15 protein-coding genes and 1 other RNA gene are annotated in these 16380 nt (G+C 63.8%); 12 read left to right on the top strand and 4 right to left on the bottom strand.

Going from position 1 to position 16380, the window contains the following annotated elements:
- Positions 1 to 249 (top strand): hypothetical protein, encoded by a 249-nt coding sequence (locus AVME950_RS02570; RefSeq protein WP_284428654.1) that lies wholly within the window; start codon positions 1 to 3, stop codon positions 247 to 249.
- The gene (locus AVME950_RS02575; RefSeq protein ID WP_284428655.1) at positions 225 to 1391 is read left to right on the top strand and encodes a site-specific integrase; all 1167 of its coding nucleotides are present in this window, start codon (positions 225 to 227) and stop codon (positions 1389 to 1391) included. Before AVME950_RS02570 ends, AVME950_RS02575 begins: the two co-directional genes overlap by 25 nt.
- A 114-nt stretch (positions 1392 to 1505) precedes the next feature.
- Here the strand turns inward: AVME950_RS02575 and ssrA are convergent.
- The 4 genes from ssrA to ompA form a co-directional block, all read right to left on the bottom strand.
- Positions 1506 to 1884: a transfer-messenger RNA gene (gene ssrA / locus AVME950_RS02580) on the bottom strand.
- Between the two features lie 12 nt (positions 1885 to 1896).
- Complete coding sequence (gene gph / locus AVME950_RS02585; RefSeq protein ID WP_284428656.1) at positions 1897 to 2574, bottom strand: phosphoglycolate phosphatase; 678 nt, start codon at positions 2572 to 2574, stop codon at positions 1897 to 1899.
- Positions 2571 to 3284: a bifunctional 2-polyprenyl-6-hydroxyphenol methylase/3-demethylubiquinol 3-O-methyltransferase UbiG gene (gene ubiG, locus AVME950_RS02590; RefSeq protein WP_284428657.1), complete on the bottom strand. Its 714-nt coding sequence runs from the start codon at positions 3282 to 3284 to the stop codon at positions 2571 to 2573. The genes gph and ubiG overlap by 4 nt, the downstream gene beginning before the upstream one ends.
- 76 nt (positions 3285 to 3360) lie before the next feature.
- On the bottom strand, positions 3361 to 4026 hold the full coding sequence (gene ompA, locus AVME950_RS02595) for an outer membrane protein OmpA (RefSeq protein WP_272568896.1): 666 nt from the start codon (positions 4024 to 4026) through the stop codon (positions 3361 to 3363).
- A gap of 224 nt (positions 4027 to 4250) precedes the next feature.
- Between ompA and gyrA the strand changes: the two genes are divergently transcribed.
- The 10 genes from gyrA to AVME950_RS02645 all read left to right on the top strand — a co-directional run bounded on the left by gyrA (position 4251) and on the right by AVME950_RS02645 (position 16364).
- Entirely contained in the window at positions 4251 to 6890 is a 2640-nt protein-coding gene (gyrA, locus tag AVME950_RS02600) for a DNA gyrase subunit A (RefSeq protein WP_284428658.1), read from the top strand.
- A gap of 101 nt (positions 6891 to 6991) precedes the next feature.
- Positions 6992 to 8101, top strand: a complete 1110-nt coding sequence (gene serC / locus AVME950_RS02605; protein WP_284428659.1) for a 3-phosphoserine/phosphohydroxythreonine transaminase — start codon at positions 6992 to 6994, stop codon at positions 8099 to 8101.
- Between the two features lie 38 nt (positions 8102 to 8139).
- The gene (gene pheA, locus AVME950_RS02610; protein WP_284428660.1) at positions 8140 to 9237 is read left to right on the top strand and encodes a prephenate dehydratase; all 1098 of its coding nucleotides are present in this window, start codon (positions 8140 to 8142) and stop codon (positions 9235 to 9237) included.
- Positions 9238 to 9248: 11 nt separating this feature from the next.
- Positions 9249 to 10136 (top strand): prephenate dehydrogenase, encoded by an 888-nt coding sequence (locus tag AVME950_RS02615; RefSeq protein WP_284415064.1) that lies wholly within the window; start codon positions 9249 to 9251, stop codon positions 10134 to 10136.
- Positions 10136 to 12154, top strand: coding sequence for a bifunctional 3-phosphoshikimate 1-carboxyvinyltransferase/cytidylate kinase (locus AVME950_RS02620; RefSeq protein WP_284428661.1), 2019 nt, complete (start codon positions 10136 to 10138; stop codon positions 12152 to 12154). The genes AVME950_RS02615 and AVME950_RS02620 overlap by 1 nt, the downstream gene beginning before the upstream one ends.
- A gap of 183 nt (positions 12155 to 12337) precedes the next feature.
- Positions 12338 to 14023, top strand: coding sequence for a 30S ribosomal protein S1 (gene rpsA / locus AVME950_RS02625; protein WP_092739611.1), 1686 nt, complete (start codon positions 12338 to 12340; stop codon positions 14021 to 14023).
- Between the two features lie 103 nt (positions 14024 to 14126).
- The gene (locus tag AVME950_RS02630) at positions 14127 to 14456 is read left to right on the top strand and encodes an integration host factor subunit beta (RefSeq protein WP_284415059.1); all 330 of its coding nucleotides are present in this window, start codon (positions 14127 to 14129) and stop codon (positions 14454 to 14456) included.
- A gap of 114 nt (positions 14457 to 14570) precedes the next feature.
- Positions 14571 to 14891, top strand: coding sequence for a LapA family protein (locus AVME950_RS02635; RefSeq protein ID WP_272568882.1), 321 nt, complete (start codon positions 14571 to 14573; stop codon positions 14889 to 14891).
- A complete protein-coding gene (gene lapB / locus AVME950_RS02640; RefSeq protein WP_284401038.1) occupies positions 14881 to 16038 on the top strand; it encodes a lipopolysaccharide assembly protein LapB in 1158 nt (385 codons plus the stop codon). Before AVME950_RS02635 ends, lapB begins: the two co-directional genes overlap by 11 nt.
- The gene (locus AVME950_RS02645) at positions 16035 to 16364 is read left to right on the top strand and encodes a ComEA family DNA-binding protein (RefSeq protein WP_284428662.1); all 330 of its coding nucleotides are present in this window, start codon (positions 16035 to 16037) and stop codon (positions 16362 to 16364) included. Before lapB ends, AVME950_RS02645 begins: the two co-directional genes overlap by 4 nt.
- The last annotated feature ends 16 nt before the right edge of the window (positions 16365 to 16380 follow it).

Below are 16380 nucleotides of genomic sequence, written 5' to 3' on the forward strand. Positions count from 1 at the left end.
ATGAAATCGCAATCTCTGCCCACTCCTACCCCGAAGGCCGCGCCGGAGCCCCCCTCGGACGCTGCCGACTACCGCTGGGTGCTGCTGGCCGAACATTGCCGGCGCACGGGCGAGACCTCCCAGATGGTCCACACTCGCCGAAAACGGGGCATCTGGCTGGACGGCAAGCACACAAAGCTGGCAAGCAAGAAGCGGCTCTACGTCAACATTGAGGAGTACAACCGATGGGTCGAAAGCCAGAAGCACTGACGCTGCCCGCCGGCGTGACGCGCAGGCGCGATCGCCTGCAGATCGCATTCAGCTGGGAGGGCAAGCAGTGCCGAGAGCTGATGCCGGAGGGCCCCATCACCAAGGGGGCCCTCCTGTACGCCTCAAACCTCCGCGCCGAGATCAAGCGCAAGATCGAGGACGGTTCGTTCGTCTACGCAGAGTACTTCCCGGACAGTCCGAAGGCGAAGGCGGCGTCAGCCAGCACTCCACTGATGGAGACAGCACTCCAGGTCCAACTGCAGACCTACCAGCAGCAAGTCGACAACGGGCAGATGTCGCCGGCGACACTGCGGGGTTACGCCAAGGCAATCAACGGGGAGCGCATGCGCCGTTGGCATGGCCGCCAAGTGCGCGAGGTGACACCGAGTGATCTCCGACTCTGGATCTCTGAAATGGATTGCACCAGCAAGGCGATCAGGAACGTCCTGATCCCACTGCGCAGCGTGTTCGAGGACGCTCTCAACGACGGCTTGATTGACTTCAACCCTTTCGAGCGCATCGCCTTGGCCAAGCTAATCCGACAGACCTCCAAGGCCAGCGACTACGTCATCCAGCCATTCACAGCGGCGGAGCGGGCGCAGCTGCTGGCTGCGTGCCGAGCGGACGAACGACCGATGATGCAGTTCTGGTTCGCCACCGGCCTGCGGCCCGGGGAACTGCAGGCGCTCGAGTGGCGGCACATCGACGTGGGGCGCAAAGTGGCAAGGATCGAACAGAACCAGGTGGTGGGCGTCATCAAGGCGCCGAAGACCATGGCCGGCATCCGCGATGTCGACCTGTCGTCGGAAGCACTCGCCGCCCTGACCGAACAGCGACCATGGTCCGCAGCCAAAGGCACACGAGTGTGGCTCAACCCGAGAAACGCCCAGCCCTGGGAGACAGACGCGCAGATCCGCAAGACTCTGTGGATGCCGCTGATGGCCCGATCTGGCTTGCCGTACCGGAATCCCTATCAGGTCCGCCACACCTACGCGTCATCCCTGCTGACCGCTGGGGCGAACCCGTGGTATCTGGCCCAGCAGCTGGGGCACGAGGACGTGGAGATGGTTTTCCGGACCTACGGCAAATTCATCGGCGAGGACTACCAAAAGCCGAAGGCCGTCCTGAAGGCGGTGTCCTGAGCGGTGTGAATCAGGGTGTGAATTCGGTGTGATTCACAAGCCAAAACATGCCAACAATGGTGCAAAAGAAAACGCCTGCCGATGGCGTGAACCATTGGCAGGCGTTGGCTAAGGTGGTGGAGCTGGCGGGAATTGAACCCGCGTCCGCAAGCCTTCTTCGGGCAGATCTACATGTTTAGCGGTCTGTTTTGATTCTCATGGCCCACGTCGCGCAGTCGCACGCTACGTGGGACACCAGTACCCTTGGATCTCGCTCCATGCCAAGGTACCCGGCACGGAACCAGCCAGCGTGAATAACCTTGCAGCCGGGAGGTCTTGCGACCCCCTTGCCCAGCCCGCTAGCATGCTGTTGCAAGGCTCACCGGTGTTTAAGCGGCGAGTGCGAAACGTTCGTCGTTTGCAGTTAGTTTTTTGAATGCAGATTTACGAGCGCCACTCAAGCTCGACATGCACCACACCGATTCCGAACCCACGTCGAAACCAGGGCAGCCCCAAGCCTCGTATTTTAAGGCGCAGAGATCAATTGCAAGACCTCGAGCGGAGATTTAATTACGGCCTGTGCGCCCCACTCGTGCACAGCGGTTTGCGTGCCGAGGTAGCCATACAACGCAGCCACGGTGCGCATGCCGGCCGCGAGGCCCGCGACGATATCGCGCTCATCGTCGCCGACGTAGATGCAATGCGCTGGTTCGATATCCAGGCGTCTGGCCGCTTCGAGCAGGGGCTCGGGGTGCGGCTTGCTGTGTGCGGTGGTGTCGCCACTGATCACCGCACCGGCGCTACTGAACAGTGGCGTGGCCGCCACCAGCACATCCGTGAACCTTGCCGCCTTGTTGGTGACGATGCCCCAAGGCATGCCACGCCGGGTCAACTCGGCGATCATTGACTCCACACCATCGAACACTTTCGTGCGCTGCTGAATGCAGGCCTCGTAGTTGACGAAGAACTCTTCTCGCAACGCCGGAAAGTCGGGATGGGCCGTATCCATGTCGAATGCCACTGACAGCATGCCCCTGGCTCCAGCCCCTGCCATGGGCCGATACCGATCGGCAGGCAGAGACGGCAAGCCACGGTCCGTTCGCAATTTGTCGGCAGCAGCACCCAGGTCGGGAGCACTATCGATCAATGTGCCGTCGAGATCGAACAAGACGGCACGAACATGGGTAAAGACAGGTGAACTCATAAGGCGGCGCGGCGTGCAGCGAGCATGTAGTTGACCGAGGTGTCGGCACTCAGCCAATAGCGCTTGGTCAGCGGGTTGTACTCCAGTCCCCGACTGTGAACGATATCGAGGCCCGCCAGCCGACTGGCGGACGCCAATTCGCTGGGCTTGATGAATTTCGCATACTCGTGCGTGCCTTTGGGCAGCATGCCCAAAATGTATTCGGCGCCGACGACTGCCAGCATGAACGCCTTGGCATTGCGATTGATGGTGGAAAAAAAGACCCAGCCACCCGGCTTGACCAGACGCGCGCACGCTTGAATCACGGAGGCGGGGTCCGGCACGTGCTCCAGCATTTCCATGCATGTGACAGTATCGAAGGTGCCAGGTACTTCCGCGGCCAAGTCCTCCACGCTGACTTCACGGTACTGCACATGGGGTGTCCCGGTTTCCAAGGCATGCAGTTGCGCGATTCGCAATGATTTGCTGGCCAGATCAATGCCTGTTACCTGCGCGCCTTTTCTGGCCATCGAATCCGTGAGGATGCCGCCGCCACATCCCACATCCAGCACCTGCTGCCCTTCTAAAGGCGATATGCCATTGATCCATTCCAGGCGCAGCGGATTAATCTGGTGCAATGGACGAAATTCACTTTCCGGATCCCACCAGCGGTGGGCGAGTGCGGAAAATTTGGCCAGCTCTGCTGGATCGGCATTAATGTGATCGCTCATGTGGGTAGGTGCTCCAAAAGAGATGGCCCATAAAAAAAGCCCCGTTTCCGGGGCTTTTTCATGACTGATTCGGAAATCAGTTAGAAGCGCGGGTACCGACCACTTCGATTTCCACGCGACGGTTCTTCGCACGGCCTTCCTTGGTCTTGTTGTCGGCGACGGGTTGCTTCTCGCCCTTGCCTTCAGTGTAAACGCGGTTCTTTTCGATGCCCTTGGACACCAGATAAGCCTTCACAGCTTCAGCGCGGCGAACCGACAGCTTCTGGTTGTAGGCATCCGTACCGACGGAGTCGGTATGACCCACGGCGATGATGACTTCCAGGTTCACGCTCTTGACCTTGGAAACCAGGTCATCCAGCTTGGCCTTGCCTTCTGGCTTGAGCACGGACTTGTCAAAGTCGAAGAACGCATCGGCAGCGTACGTCACCTTGCTGGCCACTGCGGGAGCAGGAGGCGCTGCAGGGGCAGGCGTTGCAGCAGGTGCGGGAGCAGCAGCGGCAGGGGTAGAAGCAGGAGCCTGAGCAACCAGAGCACCATCACAACCGACAGCAGCGGTAGCAGGGGTCCAGTTGGCATCGCGCCAGCACAGTTCGTTCGTGCCGTTCTTCCACACCAGTTCGCCGGTACCGTTCTGCCAGTTGTCAACAACCTTGCCGCCGTCGGCTGCTTTGACTTGAGCGCCAGCCGAGGTAGCAAGCACAGCAGAGGCCAACAACATCGCCACTTTGTTCAGTTTCTTCATGGTTCTCCTCTTGGGGAAAAAGCCGCAGCCGCGCTGCGAATATGGACGTCATCAGTGACCATCACTAAAAACGTTGAAATGATTGTGCCATACGTAACAACGCAAAGTGGTTGCAGACGGGGCGCGCACGGTAGGACAAAAGCGCTTTACCCCTGATGTGTTGCGCACTTGCGACAAGACGTTCCGCCTAGAATGGCCCTCCTCCGCCGTCCACGCAGTTCTCCATGACACAGTTCGCCAAAGAAACCCTGCCCATCAGCCTTGAAGAGGAAATGCGGCGAAGTTATCTCGATTACGCCATGAGCGTAATTGTGGGTCGCGCGCTGCCTGATGCGCGCGACGGCCTCAAGCCGGTGCACCGGCGCGTGCTGTTTGCCATGCACGAACTCAACAACGACTGGAACCGGCCTTATAAGAAGTCCGCCCGTATCGTGGGCGACGTGATCGGTAAATACCACCCGCACGGCGATCAATCGGTGTACGACACGATTGTGCGCATGGCGCAAGACTTCTCCATGCGCCATCTGCTCGTCGATGGCCAGGGCAACTTCGGCTCGGTGGACGGCGACAACGCGGCCGCGATGCGTTACACCGAAATCCGCTTGGCGAAGATCGCCCATGAAATGCTGGCGGACATCGACAAGGAAACCGTCGACTTCGGCCCCAACTACGACGGCAGCGAAAGAGAACCGCTGGTGCTTCCCAGCAAGCTGCCCAACCTGCTGGTCAATGGCTCCGGCGGGATCGCCGTGGGCATGGCCACCAACATCCCGCCCCATAACCTCAATGAAGTGGTGGATGGCTGCCTGCACCTGCTGCACCATCCCGACGCGTCCATCGACGATCTGATGGAGATCATTCCCGCTCCTGACTTCCCCACGGCCGGCATCATCTACGGCATCAACGGGGTGAAGGACGGCTACCGCACGGGCCGCGGCAAGGTGGTCATGCGTGCGCGCTGCCACTTCGAAGACATCGACCGCGGCCAGCGCCAGGCCATCATCGTGGACGAGCTGCCCTACCAGGTCAATAAAAAGACGCTGCAGGAGCGGATGGCCGAGCTGGTGCACGAAAAGAAGATCGAAGGCATCAGCCACATCCAGGACGAATCCGACAAGTCGGGCATGCGCCTGGTGGTCGAACTCAAGCGCGGCGAAGTGCCCGAGGTGGTCCTGAACAACCTTTACAAGCAAACGCAGCTGCAGGACACGTTCGGCATGAACATGGTGGCCCTGGTGAACGGGCAGCCGCGGCTTTGCAACCTGAAGGAACTGGTCAGCGTCTTCCTGCAGCACCGCCGCGAAGTGGTGACGCGCCGCACGGTCTTCGAACTGCGCAAGGCACGCGAACGCGGCCACGTGCTGGAAGGTCTGGCGGTGGCGCTGGCCAACATCGACGACTTCATCCGGATCATTCGCGAATCGCCGACGCCCCCCGTGGCCAAAGCGGAACTGATGACCCGCTCGTGGGACAGCAAACTGGTGCGCGAGATGCTCACGCGCACCCGGGCCGACGGTGGCACCGTGAATGCGGACGACTACCGGCCGGAAGGGCTGGAGCGTGAATACGGAATGGGCCAGGACGGCCTGTACCGGCTGTCCGACACCCAGGCGCAGGAAATCCTGCAGATGCGCCTGCAGCGCCTGACCGGCCTGGAGCAGGACAAGATCGTTTCCGAATACCGGGACGTGATGGCGGTGATCGAAGACCTGCTGGACATCCTGGCCAAGCCAGAACGCGTCTCCGTCATCATTGGCGAAGAGCTGACGTCCATCAAGCAGGAGTTCGGACAGCACAAGCTCGGGGCGCGGCGCAGCGTGGTCGAATACAGCGCGCAGGACCTGTCGACCGAAGATCTGATCACGCCCACCGACATGGTGGTCACGCTCAGCCACACGGGGTACATCAAGAGCCAGCCGCTGTCCGAATACCGGGCGCAAAAGCGCGGCGGCCGCGGCAAGCAGGCGACGGCCACCAAGGAAGACGACTGGATCGACCAGCTCTTCATCGCCAACACGCACGACTACATCCTGTGCTTTTCCAACCGTGGTCGACTCTACTGGCTCAAGGTGTGGGAGGTTCCGGCAGGCTCGCGCGGCTCGCGCGGCCGCCCGATCGTCAACATGTTCCCGCTGCAAGAAGGCGAAAAGATCAATGTGGTTCTGCCGCTGACCGGCGACATGCGGACGTTCCCGGCCGATCGCTACGTGTTCATGGCCACGAGCATGGGCACCGTGAAGAAGACGGCGCTCGATGAATTCAGCAACCCCCGCAAGGGCGGCATCATCGCCGTCAACCTGGACGATGGCGACTACCTGATCGGCGCGGCGCTCACCGACGGTGCGCACGACGTCATGCTGTTCAGCGATGGCGGCAAGGCGGTGCGCTTCGACGAAAACGACGTGCGCCCCCTGGGCCGCCAGGCACGTGGCGTGCGCGGCATGATGCTGGAAGACGGGCAGAGCGTGATCGCCATGCTGGTGGCCGAAGACGAGACCCAGAGCGTGCTCACTGCCACCGCGAACGGCTACGGCAAGCGCACCAGCATCGTCGAATACACGCGCCATGGCCGGGGCACCAAGGGAATGATCGCGATCCAGCAGAGCGAGCGCAACGGCAAGGTCGTGGCGGCCACGCTGGTCCACGCCGATGACGAGATCATGCTGATCACCGACAAGGGTGTGCTGGTTCGCACCCGCGTGTCGGAGATCCGCGAGCTGGGCCGCGCCACCCAAGGCGTGACGCTGATCGCGCTGGACGAAGGCTCGCAGTTGAGCGGCCTGCAACGCATCGTGGAAAACGATGCCAATGTGCCAGACATCGACGCCGATGAAGAAGGTGGCACGCCGCCCGCAGAAGCCTGATCCCTGCCCCATGCAAAGCGCTCCGATGGGCGCTTTGCTATCACAACCATAGCAATCAGCCCTAGATAAATATGCGCTGAGGCCTTATTTCACTTGAAACCATGAATCGCCCGTACAACTTCTCCGCCGGCCCGGCCGCCATTCCCGCCGAAGTCCTGCAGCAAGCGGCTGCCGAAATGCTGGACTGGCACGGAAGCGGCATGGGCGTCATGGAGATGAGCCACCGCGGCAAGGAGTTCTTGTCGATCTACGAACAGGCCGAAGCCGACCTTCGTGAGCTGCTGGCGGTGCCTTCGCAGTTCAAAATCCTGTTCATGCAGGGGGGCGGTCTGGCTGAGAACGCCATCGTGCCGCTGAACCTCTCGCGCGCAGCGACGGTGGACATGGTCGTCACCGGCAGCTGGAGCCAGAAGTCGGTGAAGGAGGCCCGCAAATATGCGGCGGAAGTGCACGTGGCCGCATCGGGCGAGACCAGCCACTTCACCACGCTTCCCGAGCCAGCCAGCTGGCAGCTGAGCCGCGGCGCGAGCTACCTGCACCTGTGCAGCAACGAGACCATCCACGGCATTGAATTCCACGAACTGCCCGACCTGAAGGCGCTGGGCAGCGATGCGCCCCTGGTCATCGATTTTTCTTCCCATGTGGCATCGCGCGCCGTCGACTGGTCGCGCGTGGGCCTGGCGTTCGGTGGAGCGCAGAAGAACCTGGGCCCTGCCGGCCTCACGCTGGTGGTGGTGCGGGAGGATCTGCTGGGGCACGCCCTGCCCGCCTGCCCCAGCGCCTTCGACTACAAGATCGTGGCGGACAACCAGTCCATGTTCAACACCCCGCCCACCTGGGGCATCTACGTGGCCGGCCTGACCTTCCAGTGGCTCAAGCGCCAGCGCGAGGGCGAACTGAGCGGGATCGCGGCGCTGGAGCATCGGAACATCGCAAAGGCCCGGCTGCTGTACGACACCATCGACCAGTCGCAGTTCTATGTGAACAAGGTGTCGGAGAACGCCCGGTCCCGCATGAACATTCCGTTCTTCCTGCGCGACGAATCGCGCAACGATGCCTTCCTGACAGGCGCCAAGGAACGCGGGCTGCTGCAGCTCAAGGGGCACAAATCGGTGGGCGGCATGCGCGCCAGCCTGTACAACGCCATGCCCCTGTCGGGCGTCGAGGCCCTGGTGGCCTACATGCGAGAATTTGAACGCAAGCACGCCTGAAGCCCTGACAGTCCAGAGAAAACGCCCCCACACCTTTCATGACCATCCCGCAAGCCTCTCCGGACCTCGCCAGCCTGCGCGTCCAAATCGACAACATCGACCAGCAGCTGCTCACGCTGCTGAACCAGCGCGCCCTGGTCGCCGAACGGGTGGGCGAGATCAAGAAGCGCGAAGGCACGCCCTTCTTCCGCCCCGACCGGGTGGCCCAGGTCATCGAGAAGATCCAGACCGCCAATCCCGGCCCATTGAAGGGGCCGCATGTCGCGGCCATCTGGCGCGAGATCATGTCCGCCTGCCTGGCACTCGAGTCACCGCAGCGGGTGGCCGTGCTCGGCCCGGCCGGCACCTTCTGTGAGCAGGCGGCCGTGGAGTTCTTCGGTGGCGCGGCCGACCTCATGTACTGCGCCAATTTTGACGAAGTGTTCCACGCCACGGCGGCAGGCAGCGCGCAATACGGTGTGGTCGGCGTGGAAAATTCGGTCGAGGGCGTGGTGACCCGATCGCTCGATCTGTTCCTGCACACGCCTTGCCACGTGGTCGGCGAAGTGAGCCTGCTCGTGCGCCACAACCTGATGCGGCAGTCCGACTCGCTCGAAGGCATCGAGGCGGTGCTGGCACACCCGCAGGCGCTGGCGCAATGCCAGGGATGGCTGTCCAAGCACCTGCCCCACGCAGAGCGCCGCCCGGTATCCAGCAATGCGGAAGGGGCCCGGCTGGCCGCGACCAATCCGGCGTGGGCGGGCATTGCGAGCGAACGGGCCGCCACGCAATTCGGCCTGCATCTGGTCGCGCATGCCATTCAGGACGATGCCTACAACCGCACCCGGTTCGCCATCATCTGCCTGCCGCACACGCTGCAGACGCCACCACCGTCGGGCAAGGACTGCACCAGCCTGGTCATCTCGGTGCCCAACCGGCCCGGCGCGGTCCACGACCTGCTGGTGCCGCTCAAGACACACGGGGTGTCGATGACCCGGTTCGAATCCCGCCCCGCCCGCACAGGCCAGTGGGAGTATTACTTCTACATCGACCTCGACGGCCACCCGTCCCTGCCCCATGTGGCACGGGCCCTCGAAGAACTGCGTGCGCTGTGTGCGTTCTACAAGGTGCTGGGCACCTACCCGGTCGCGCCATGAGCGGGCCCGCCATGTTTGAACAGCTGGGGTTGATCGGCTGCGGCCTGATGGGAGGGTCGTTCGCTCTGGCCATGAAGAAGGCCGGCCTCGTCAAGCGCGTGGTCGGGTACAGCAAGTCGCCGTCCACCACCGACCGCGCCCGCCAGATGGGCGTGATCGATGTCGAGGCACCGTCCGCGTTGCTCGCCGTGGCGGGCGCCGACATCGTGCTCGTGGCCGTCCCCGTGGCCGCGACCGAGGCCACGCTCAAGGCCATCAAGCACCTCGTCACACCGCAGATGCTGATCATGGACGTGGGCTCGACCAAGGCCGACGTGGTGCAGGCCGCACGCCGCGCCCTCCGCGACCAGGTGGGATCCTTCGTTCCGGCCCACCCGATCACCGGGCGCGAGGTGTCCGGCGTGGAATACGCGGAAGCCGAGCTGTACAGCGGGCGCCAGGTCATCCTCACGCCGACCGAGCGCACCTTGACCGCCCATCTGCAAAAGGCCGAAGAAGTGTGGCGCACGCTGGGCTGCCGGGTGCAAAGCATGTCGCCCGAATCGCACGACGCTGCCTTTGCGTCCGTCAGCCACCTGCCTCATTTGCTGGCCTTCGCCATGATGAACAGCATCACGGCGCAAGACCATGGCGATATGTTCCTGTCCCTGGCAGGCCCGGGCTTTCGCGATTTCACCCGCATCGCGGCCAGCGACCCCAAGGTCTGGCGAGACATTCTGTTGTCCAACCGCGAAGAGCTTCTGGCACAGTCGCGGCTTTTCCAGCAGGCGTTGCAGCAGTTGGAGCAGACCATGCAGCAGGGCAATCCCCAGGCGCTGGAAGACCTGATCACCCTGGCCAGCGAAACCCGCGCGCACTGGCGCATGGGCGCCCAACGCACCCCCACCCCCAATTCCTGATGTTCAGCACCGAGTTTCTCGACCTCCCGCCGCTGTCCACGGCGGGCGGCGCCATACAGCTTCCAGGCTCCAAGAGCATCTCCAACCGTGTTTTGCTGCTGGCGGCACTGAGCGAAGGCACCACCGAAATCCACGACCTGCTGGCATCCGATGACACCCGGGTCATGCTCGATGCACTGCGGCAACTGGGTTGCACGGTGGACGAGCAGGGCGCCAGCGTGCGCATCACCGGGCTGGGCACCCAACCCGCGAACGCCCCGGCCGCCCTTTTCCTGGGCAATGCCGGCACGGCGATGCGCCCGCTGACGGCCGCGCTGGCGCTGCTGGGTGGCGAGTTCGAGTTGTCCGGCGTGCCGCGCATGCACGAGCGGCCCATCGGTGACCTGGTGGATGCGCTGCGCCAGCTCGGTTGCCGCATCGATTACCTGGGCAACGAAGGGTTTCCACCCCTTCGCATTGCACACGCCCAAGGCGTGCCGCCGCTATCGCTGTCCAGGCCCATTCCCGTGCGCGGTGACGTGTCGAGCCAGTTCCTCACCGCCCTGCTGATGGCGCTTCCACTGGTCGCGGTCGAGCAAGACGTGGTGATCGAGGTGGTGGGCGAGCTGATCTCGCGGCCCTACATCCACATCACGCTGCAGTTGCTGGCGCGGTTCGGCATCGATGTACAGCATGACCGGTGGCAGCGGTTCACCATCCCGGCCCGCAGCCGATACCGTTCGCCCGGGAGCATCCACGTCGAGGCCGACGCGTCTTCGGCCAGCTATTTCATTGCGCTGGGCGCCATCGCCGGCGTTGCCGAGCAGGACGACGGCGTGCAGATCCTGGGCGTGGGGCAAGACTCCATCCAGGGGGACATCCGCTTCATCGAGGCCGCGCAGGCCATGGGCGCACAGGTCACGGGCGGGCCCAACTGGCTGAAGATCCGCCGCGGCGCATGGCCGCTCAAGGCCATCGATCTGGACTGCAACCACATTCCCGACGCCGCCATGACGCTGGCCGTCATGGCCCTCTATGCCGAAGGCACGACCACGCTGCGCAACATCGCCAGCTGGCGCGTCAAGGAAACCGACCGCCTGACCGCCATGGCGACCGAGCTGCGCAAACTCGGCGCCACGGTGGAGGAAGGCGCGGACTTCCTGCGCGTCACGCCCCCGGCTGCGCCTGGTGGCTGGTTGGCCGCCAGCATCCACACCTACGACGACCACCGCGTGGCCATGTGCTTTTCACTGGCGGCCTTCAATCCGGCGGCGCTGCCCGTTCGCATCCAAGATCCCAAGTGCGTGGCCAAGACGTTTCCGGATTATTTCGAGGCACTGTTTTCCGTCACGCAAACCCCCACGGAACGCATTCCGGTGATCTGCATCGACGGCCCGACCGCATCCGGCAAGGGCACCGTGGCCGCCGCCGTGGCGCAGCGACTGGGGTACCGGTTTCTGGACTCAGGCGCCATGTACCGCATCGCGGCGCTGGCGGCCTTGCGGGCGGGCCTGCAGATCGATGCGGCGCACGAGCCGCGCATCGCGACGCTCGCACGCGGGCTGCCCGTGCGATTCGAAGGCGGGCGGATCTGGCTCGGCGCCGATGATGTGACCGATACCATCCGCACCGAAGAAGCGGGCATGAATGCGTCGCGCGTCTCCGCACTGCCCGCCGTGCGGGAGGCCCTGGTGGCCCTGCAGCACAGCTTTCGGCGGCTTCCGGGACTCGTGGCGGACGGGCGCGACATGGGCACCGTGATCTTTCCCCAGGCCGCCTTGAAGGTCTACTTGACCGCCAGCGCGGCATGCCGGGCCGAACGCCGGCATAAACAGTTGATTTCAAAGGGGATTTCGGCTAGCATCGCAGACCTTCGCGCCGATTTGGAGGCGCGCGACGCCCGGGACAGTTCCCGCAGCGTTGCGCCCTTGAAGCCGGCGCAGGATGCCCTGGTTCTGGACAACTCCTCGCTCACGGTCGATGCGGCTGTCGAGCAGGTACTTGCCTGGTGGCAGGAACGACAGCCCTTCGCCACCTAGGCACGGGGTTGCGCGCCGAGGCTCACGCCCCGGACAGGCCCGCCCGGCCCCACAGGCACCCAGTGCCCAGACCGTGCGGTTCTCCAACCTAACCGCGGTTTTGCCGCAAAAAACCTCCGCAGGCAGCTCTAAAAACGATGGCAATGGTGCTGTCGGAACCCTGTTTGCGGCTTTAGGAAATACATGTCTGAATCTTTTGCCGCCCTTTTCGAAGAGTCCTTGACACGCACCGAAATGCGTCCGGGCGAAGTGATCACCGCCGAAGTCGTGCGCGTGGAACACAACTTCGTCGTGGTGAACGCCGGCCTCAAGTCCGAAGCCTACGTGCCCCTGGAAGAGTTCAAGAACGACAAGGGCGAAGTCGAAGTCCAGGTGGGCGATTTCGTCTCCGTGGCCATCGGCTCGATCGAAAACGGTTACGGCGACACCATCCTGTCGCGTGACACCGCCAAGCGCCTGGCCTCCTGGCTGGCGCTGGAAAAGGCCCTGGAATCCGGCGAATTCGTCACCGGCACGACCAGCGGCAAGGTCAAGGGTGGCCTCACGGTGCTGGTCAACGGCATCCGCGCCTTCCTGCCAGGTTCGCTGATCGACACGCGTCCGATCAAGGACCTGACGCCTTACGAAAACAAGACCCTGGAATTCAAGGTCATCAAGCTCGACCGCAAGCGCAACAACGTGGTGCTGTCGCGCCGCGCGGTGGTGGAAGCCTCCATGGGCGAAGAGCGCGCCAAGCTGATGGAAACCCTGAAGGAAGGCTCCATCGTCCAGGGCGTGGTCAAGAACATCACCGAATACGGTGCGTTCGTGGACCTGGGCGGCATCGACGGCCTGCTGCACATCACCGACATGGCATGGCGCCGCGTTCGCCATCCTTCGGAAGTGGTCACGGCCGGTCAGGAAATCACGGCCAAGATCCTCAAGTTCGACACCGAAAAGAACCGCGTGTCCCTGGGCCTCAAGCAAATGGGCGACGATCCCTGGATGGGCGTTTCGCGTCGCTATCCTTCGGGCACCCGCCTGTTCGGCAAGGTCACGAACATTGCCGACTACGGCGCATTCGTGGAACTGGAACCCGGCATCGAAGGCCTGGTGCACGTCTCCGAAATGGACTGGACCAACAAGAACATCGCTCCTTCCAAGCTCGTGTCGCTGGGTGACGAAGTCGAAGTCATGGTCCTCGAAATCGACGAAGACAAGCGCCGCATCAGCCTGGGCATGAAGCAGTGCAAGGCCAACCCATGGCAAGAGTTCGCGCAGAACACCAAGCGCGGCGACCGCGTCAAGGGCCCGATCAAGTCGATCACCGACTTCGGCGTGTTCGTGGGCTTGGCTGCCGGCATCGACGGCCTGGTGCACCTGTCCGACCTGTCCTGGAACGAAACCGGCGAAGCCGCCGTTCGCAACTACAAGAAGGGTCAGGAAGTCGAAGCGATCGTGCTGGCCGTGGACGTGGACCGCGAACGCATCTCGCTGGGCATCAAGCAGCTCGACGGCGACCCATTCACCACCTTCGTGACGGTGAACGACAAGGGCCAAACGGTGACCGGCAAGGTCAAGACCGTGGACGCCCGTGGCGCTGAAATCGACCTCGGCGAAGACATCATCGGTTACCTGCGCGCTTCGGAAATCTCCCGCGACCGCGTGGAAGATGCCCGCAATGTGCTCAAGGAAGGCGACGAAGTCACGGCCGTGGTGGTGAACGTGGACCGCAAGACCCGCAACATCCAGCTGTCCATCAAGCAAAAGGACATGGCCGACGAGCAAGGCGCCATGGCCAACTTGAGCCAGCAATCGAGCCGCGAAAGCGCCGGCACGACCAGCCTGGGCGCCCTGCTGCGCGCCAAGCTGGACAACTCGGACAAGTAATCCGAGAGTCAGGCAACGACCGCTTCGGCGGTTGTGAATGGCGGGCGCCTCGTGCGCCCGCTTCTTTTTGTTCTGTTTCCCAGGTTGCAAAGACTAGGATTCCATGACCCGATCAGACCTCGTTGAAGAACTGGCGGCACGGTTCAGCCAGCTCACCCAGCGCGATGCCGAATACGCCGTCAAGACCATTCTGGACGCCGTGGGCGACGCATTGGTGCGTGGCCACCGCATCGAGATCCGGGGTTTTGGCAGCTTTTCGGTCAACCGCCGCCCGCCCCGCATGGGCCGCAATCCCCGCAGCGGCGAAGCCGTGGCGATCCCGGAAAAGCGCGTGCCCCACTTCAAGCCCGGCAAGGCCCTGCGCGAAGCCGTAGACCAGCGCACGGTCGAAATGGGCATCGTCGATGCACCGTCGCAAAAACATCAAAATTGATAGCTGCCTGCGCTTGGCTGTCAAGCGCCGGGAGCCCATGGCACGGGTATCGGCGCAGATGGCAGACGCGCCACGGCGTGCCCGTAGAATGCCCCCACACCACCGGGGAGACGCATGAAATACCTCCTGTGGCTGCTCAAGGCAGCCATTTTTTTTACCCTGTTCGCTTTTGCACTGAACAACCAGCAAGACGCCACCGTGCACTTCTTTTTCGGCACGCACTGGAGCGCGCCCCTGGTGCTCGTCGTGCTGACGGCCTTCGCGGCCGGGGTCGTCGTGGGCGTGCTGGGCATGGTGCCCCGCTGGTGGAAGCACCGCAGCGCCGCCCGGCGCGCACAGGCCGCGTTGCCGGCTGAAGCCCCGGCCCCCGCACCGGTCGCGGCTCCAGCCGTGCCGGACCTGCAACAACAACCGCCCTCCATCCATGGAATTTGATTTCAGCTGGCTGCTGCTGGGCCTGCCACTGGCGTTCGTGCTGGGGTGGTTCGCCTCCCGCTTCGACCTGCGGCAATTGCGCGAGGAGAACCGCCGCGCGCCCAAGGCCTATTTCAAAGGCCTGAACTTTCTGCTCAACGAGCAGCAGGACCAGGCGATCGATGCGTTCATCGAGGCGGTGCAGAACGATCCAGACACGTCCGAGTTGCATTTCGCGCTGGGCAACCTCTTTCGCCGCCGTGGCGAGTACAACCGTGCCGTCCGAGTGCACGAGCACTTGCTGTCGCGCGGCGACCTGAGCCGCACCGACCGCGACCGGGCGCAGCATGCGCTGGCCCTGGACTTCCTCAAGGCCGGCCTGCTCGACCGCGCCGAAGATGCCTTGCGGCGGCTGGAGAACACGCCGTTCGAGAGCCAGTCGCGCCTGGCCCTGCTGGCCATCTACGAACGCTCGCGCGACTGGCCGCAGGCGGCGGCCATCGCCCGCAAGATGCACGGATCGCACCAGGGCGACTTCAGCACGCGGCAGGCACACTACCTGTGCGAACAGGCCATCGCACGGGCCGCGCAAGGCGACCAGGAAGCCGCGCAGGCGCAGTTCGAAGAGGCCGTGGCCGCCGCGCCCCACGCACCCCGCCCGCGCATCGAACTGGCCCGCTTGCACCACCGCTGCGGCCGGCCGGAACAGGCGTTTTCCACGCTGCTGGAGCTGTCGCGCGAATCGCCCGGCGCCCTGCCCCTGGCCGCCCCGTTGCTGGTCGAGGTGGGCGCAGCCACCCAGCGCGCCGAGGAAACCTACCAGCTGCTGCTGGGCCATTACGAGCGGGCGCCGTCGCTGGACATGCTGGAGGCCATCGTGTCGATGGACGCCGCCTCGGGCGACGCGTCACGGCCCGGGCCGCAGTGGTACGTGCGCCATCTGGACAAGGAGCCCTCGCTGGTGGCGGCCGCGAAGTGGCTGGCGCAGGAAACACTGGAGCACGAGCAGTTCCATCCCCAGGTGCAAAAGGCGCTGGACCAGGCGACCAAGCCGCTCACCCGCTACCGCTGCGCGGCCTGCGGCTTCGAGGCACGACAGCATTTTTGGCAGTGCCCCGGCTGCCAGACCTGGGACAGCTACCCTGCCCGGCGCGTGGAAGAGCTATGAAGCTTCCGGGGATCAAGGCCCTGCTCGTGGCCGTGGCCGCGGCTGCGGCCGTTCACTGCGCGGCGGCCGTGGAGGTCAATACGGCGTCCGTTGCCGACCTCGACGGGGTCAAAGGCATCGGCCCGGCGCTGTCGGCCAAAATTCTCCAGGCGCGCGAGAAAGGTCCGTTCCAGAACTGGCCGGACCTCGTCGGCCGCGTCCCGGGCCTGGGCAAGGCCTCCGCCGCGCGCCTGTCCAGCGAAGGCCTCACGGTGAACGGTGCCGCGTTCGACGGCGCACCGGCCGCAGCCGTTCCATCGCTGCCCATGGCGGGCGCGTCGCGTTAGACACCCAACGGATTGC

Source organism: Acidovorax sp. SUPP950 (assembly GCF_030158935.1).
GTDB lineage: Bacteria > Pseudomonadota > Gammaproteobacteria > Burkholderiales > Burkholderiaceae_C > Paracidovorax.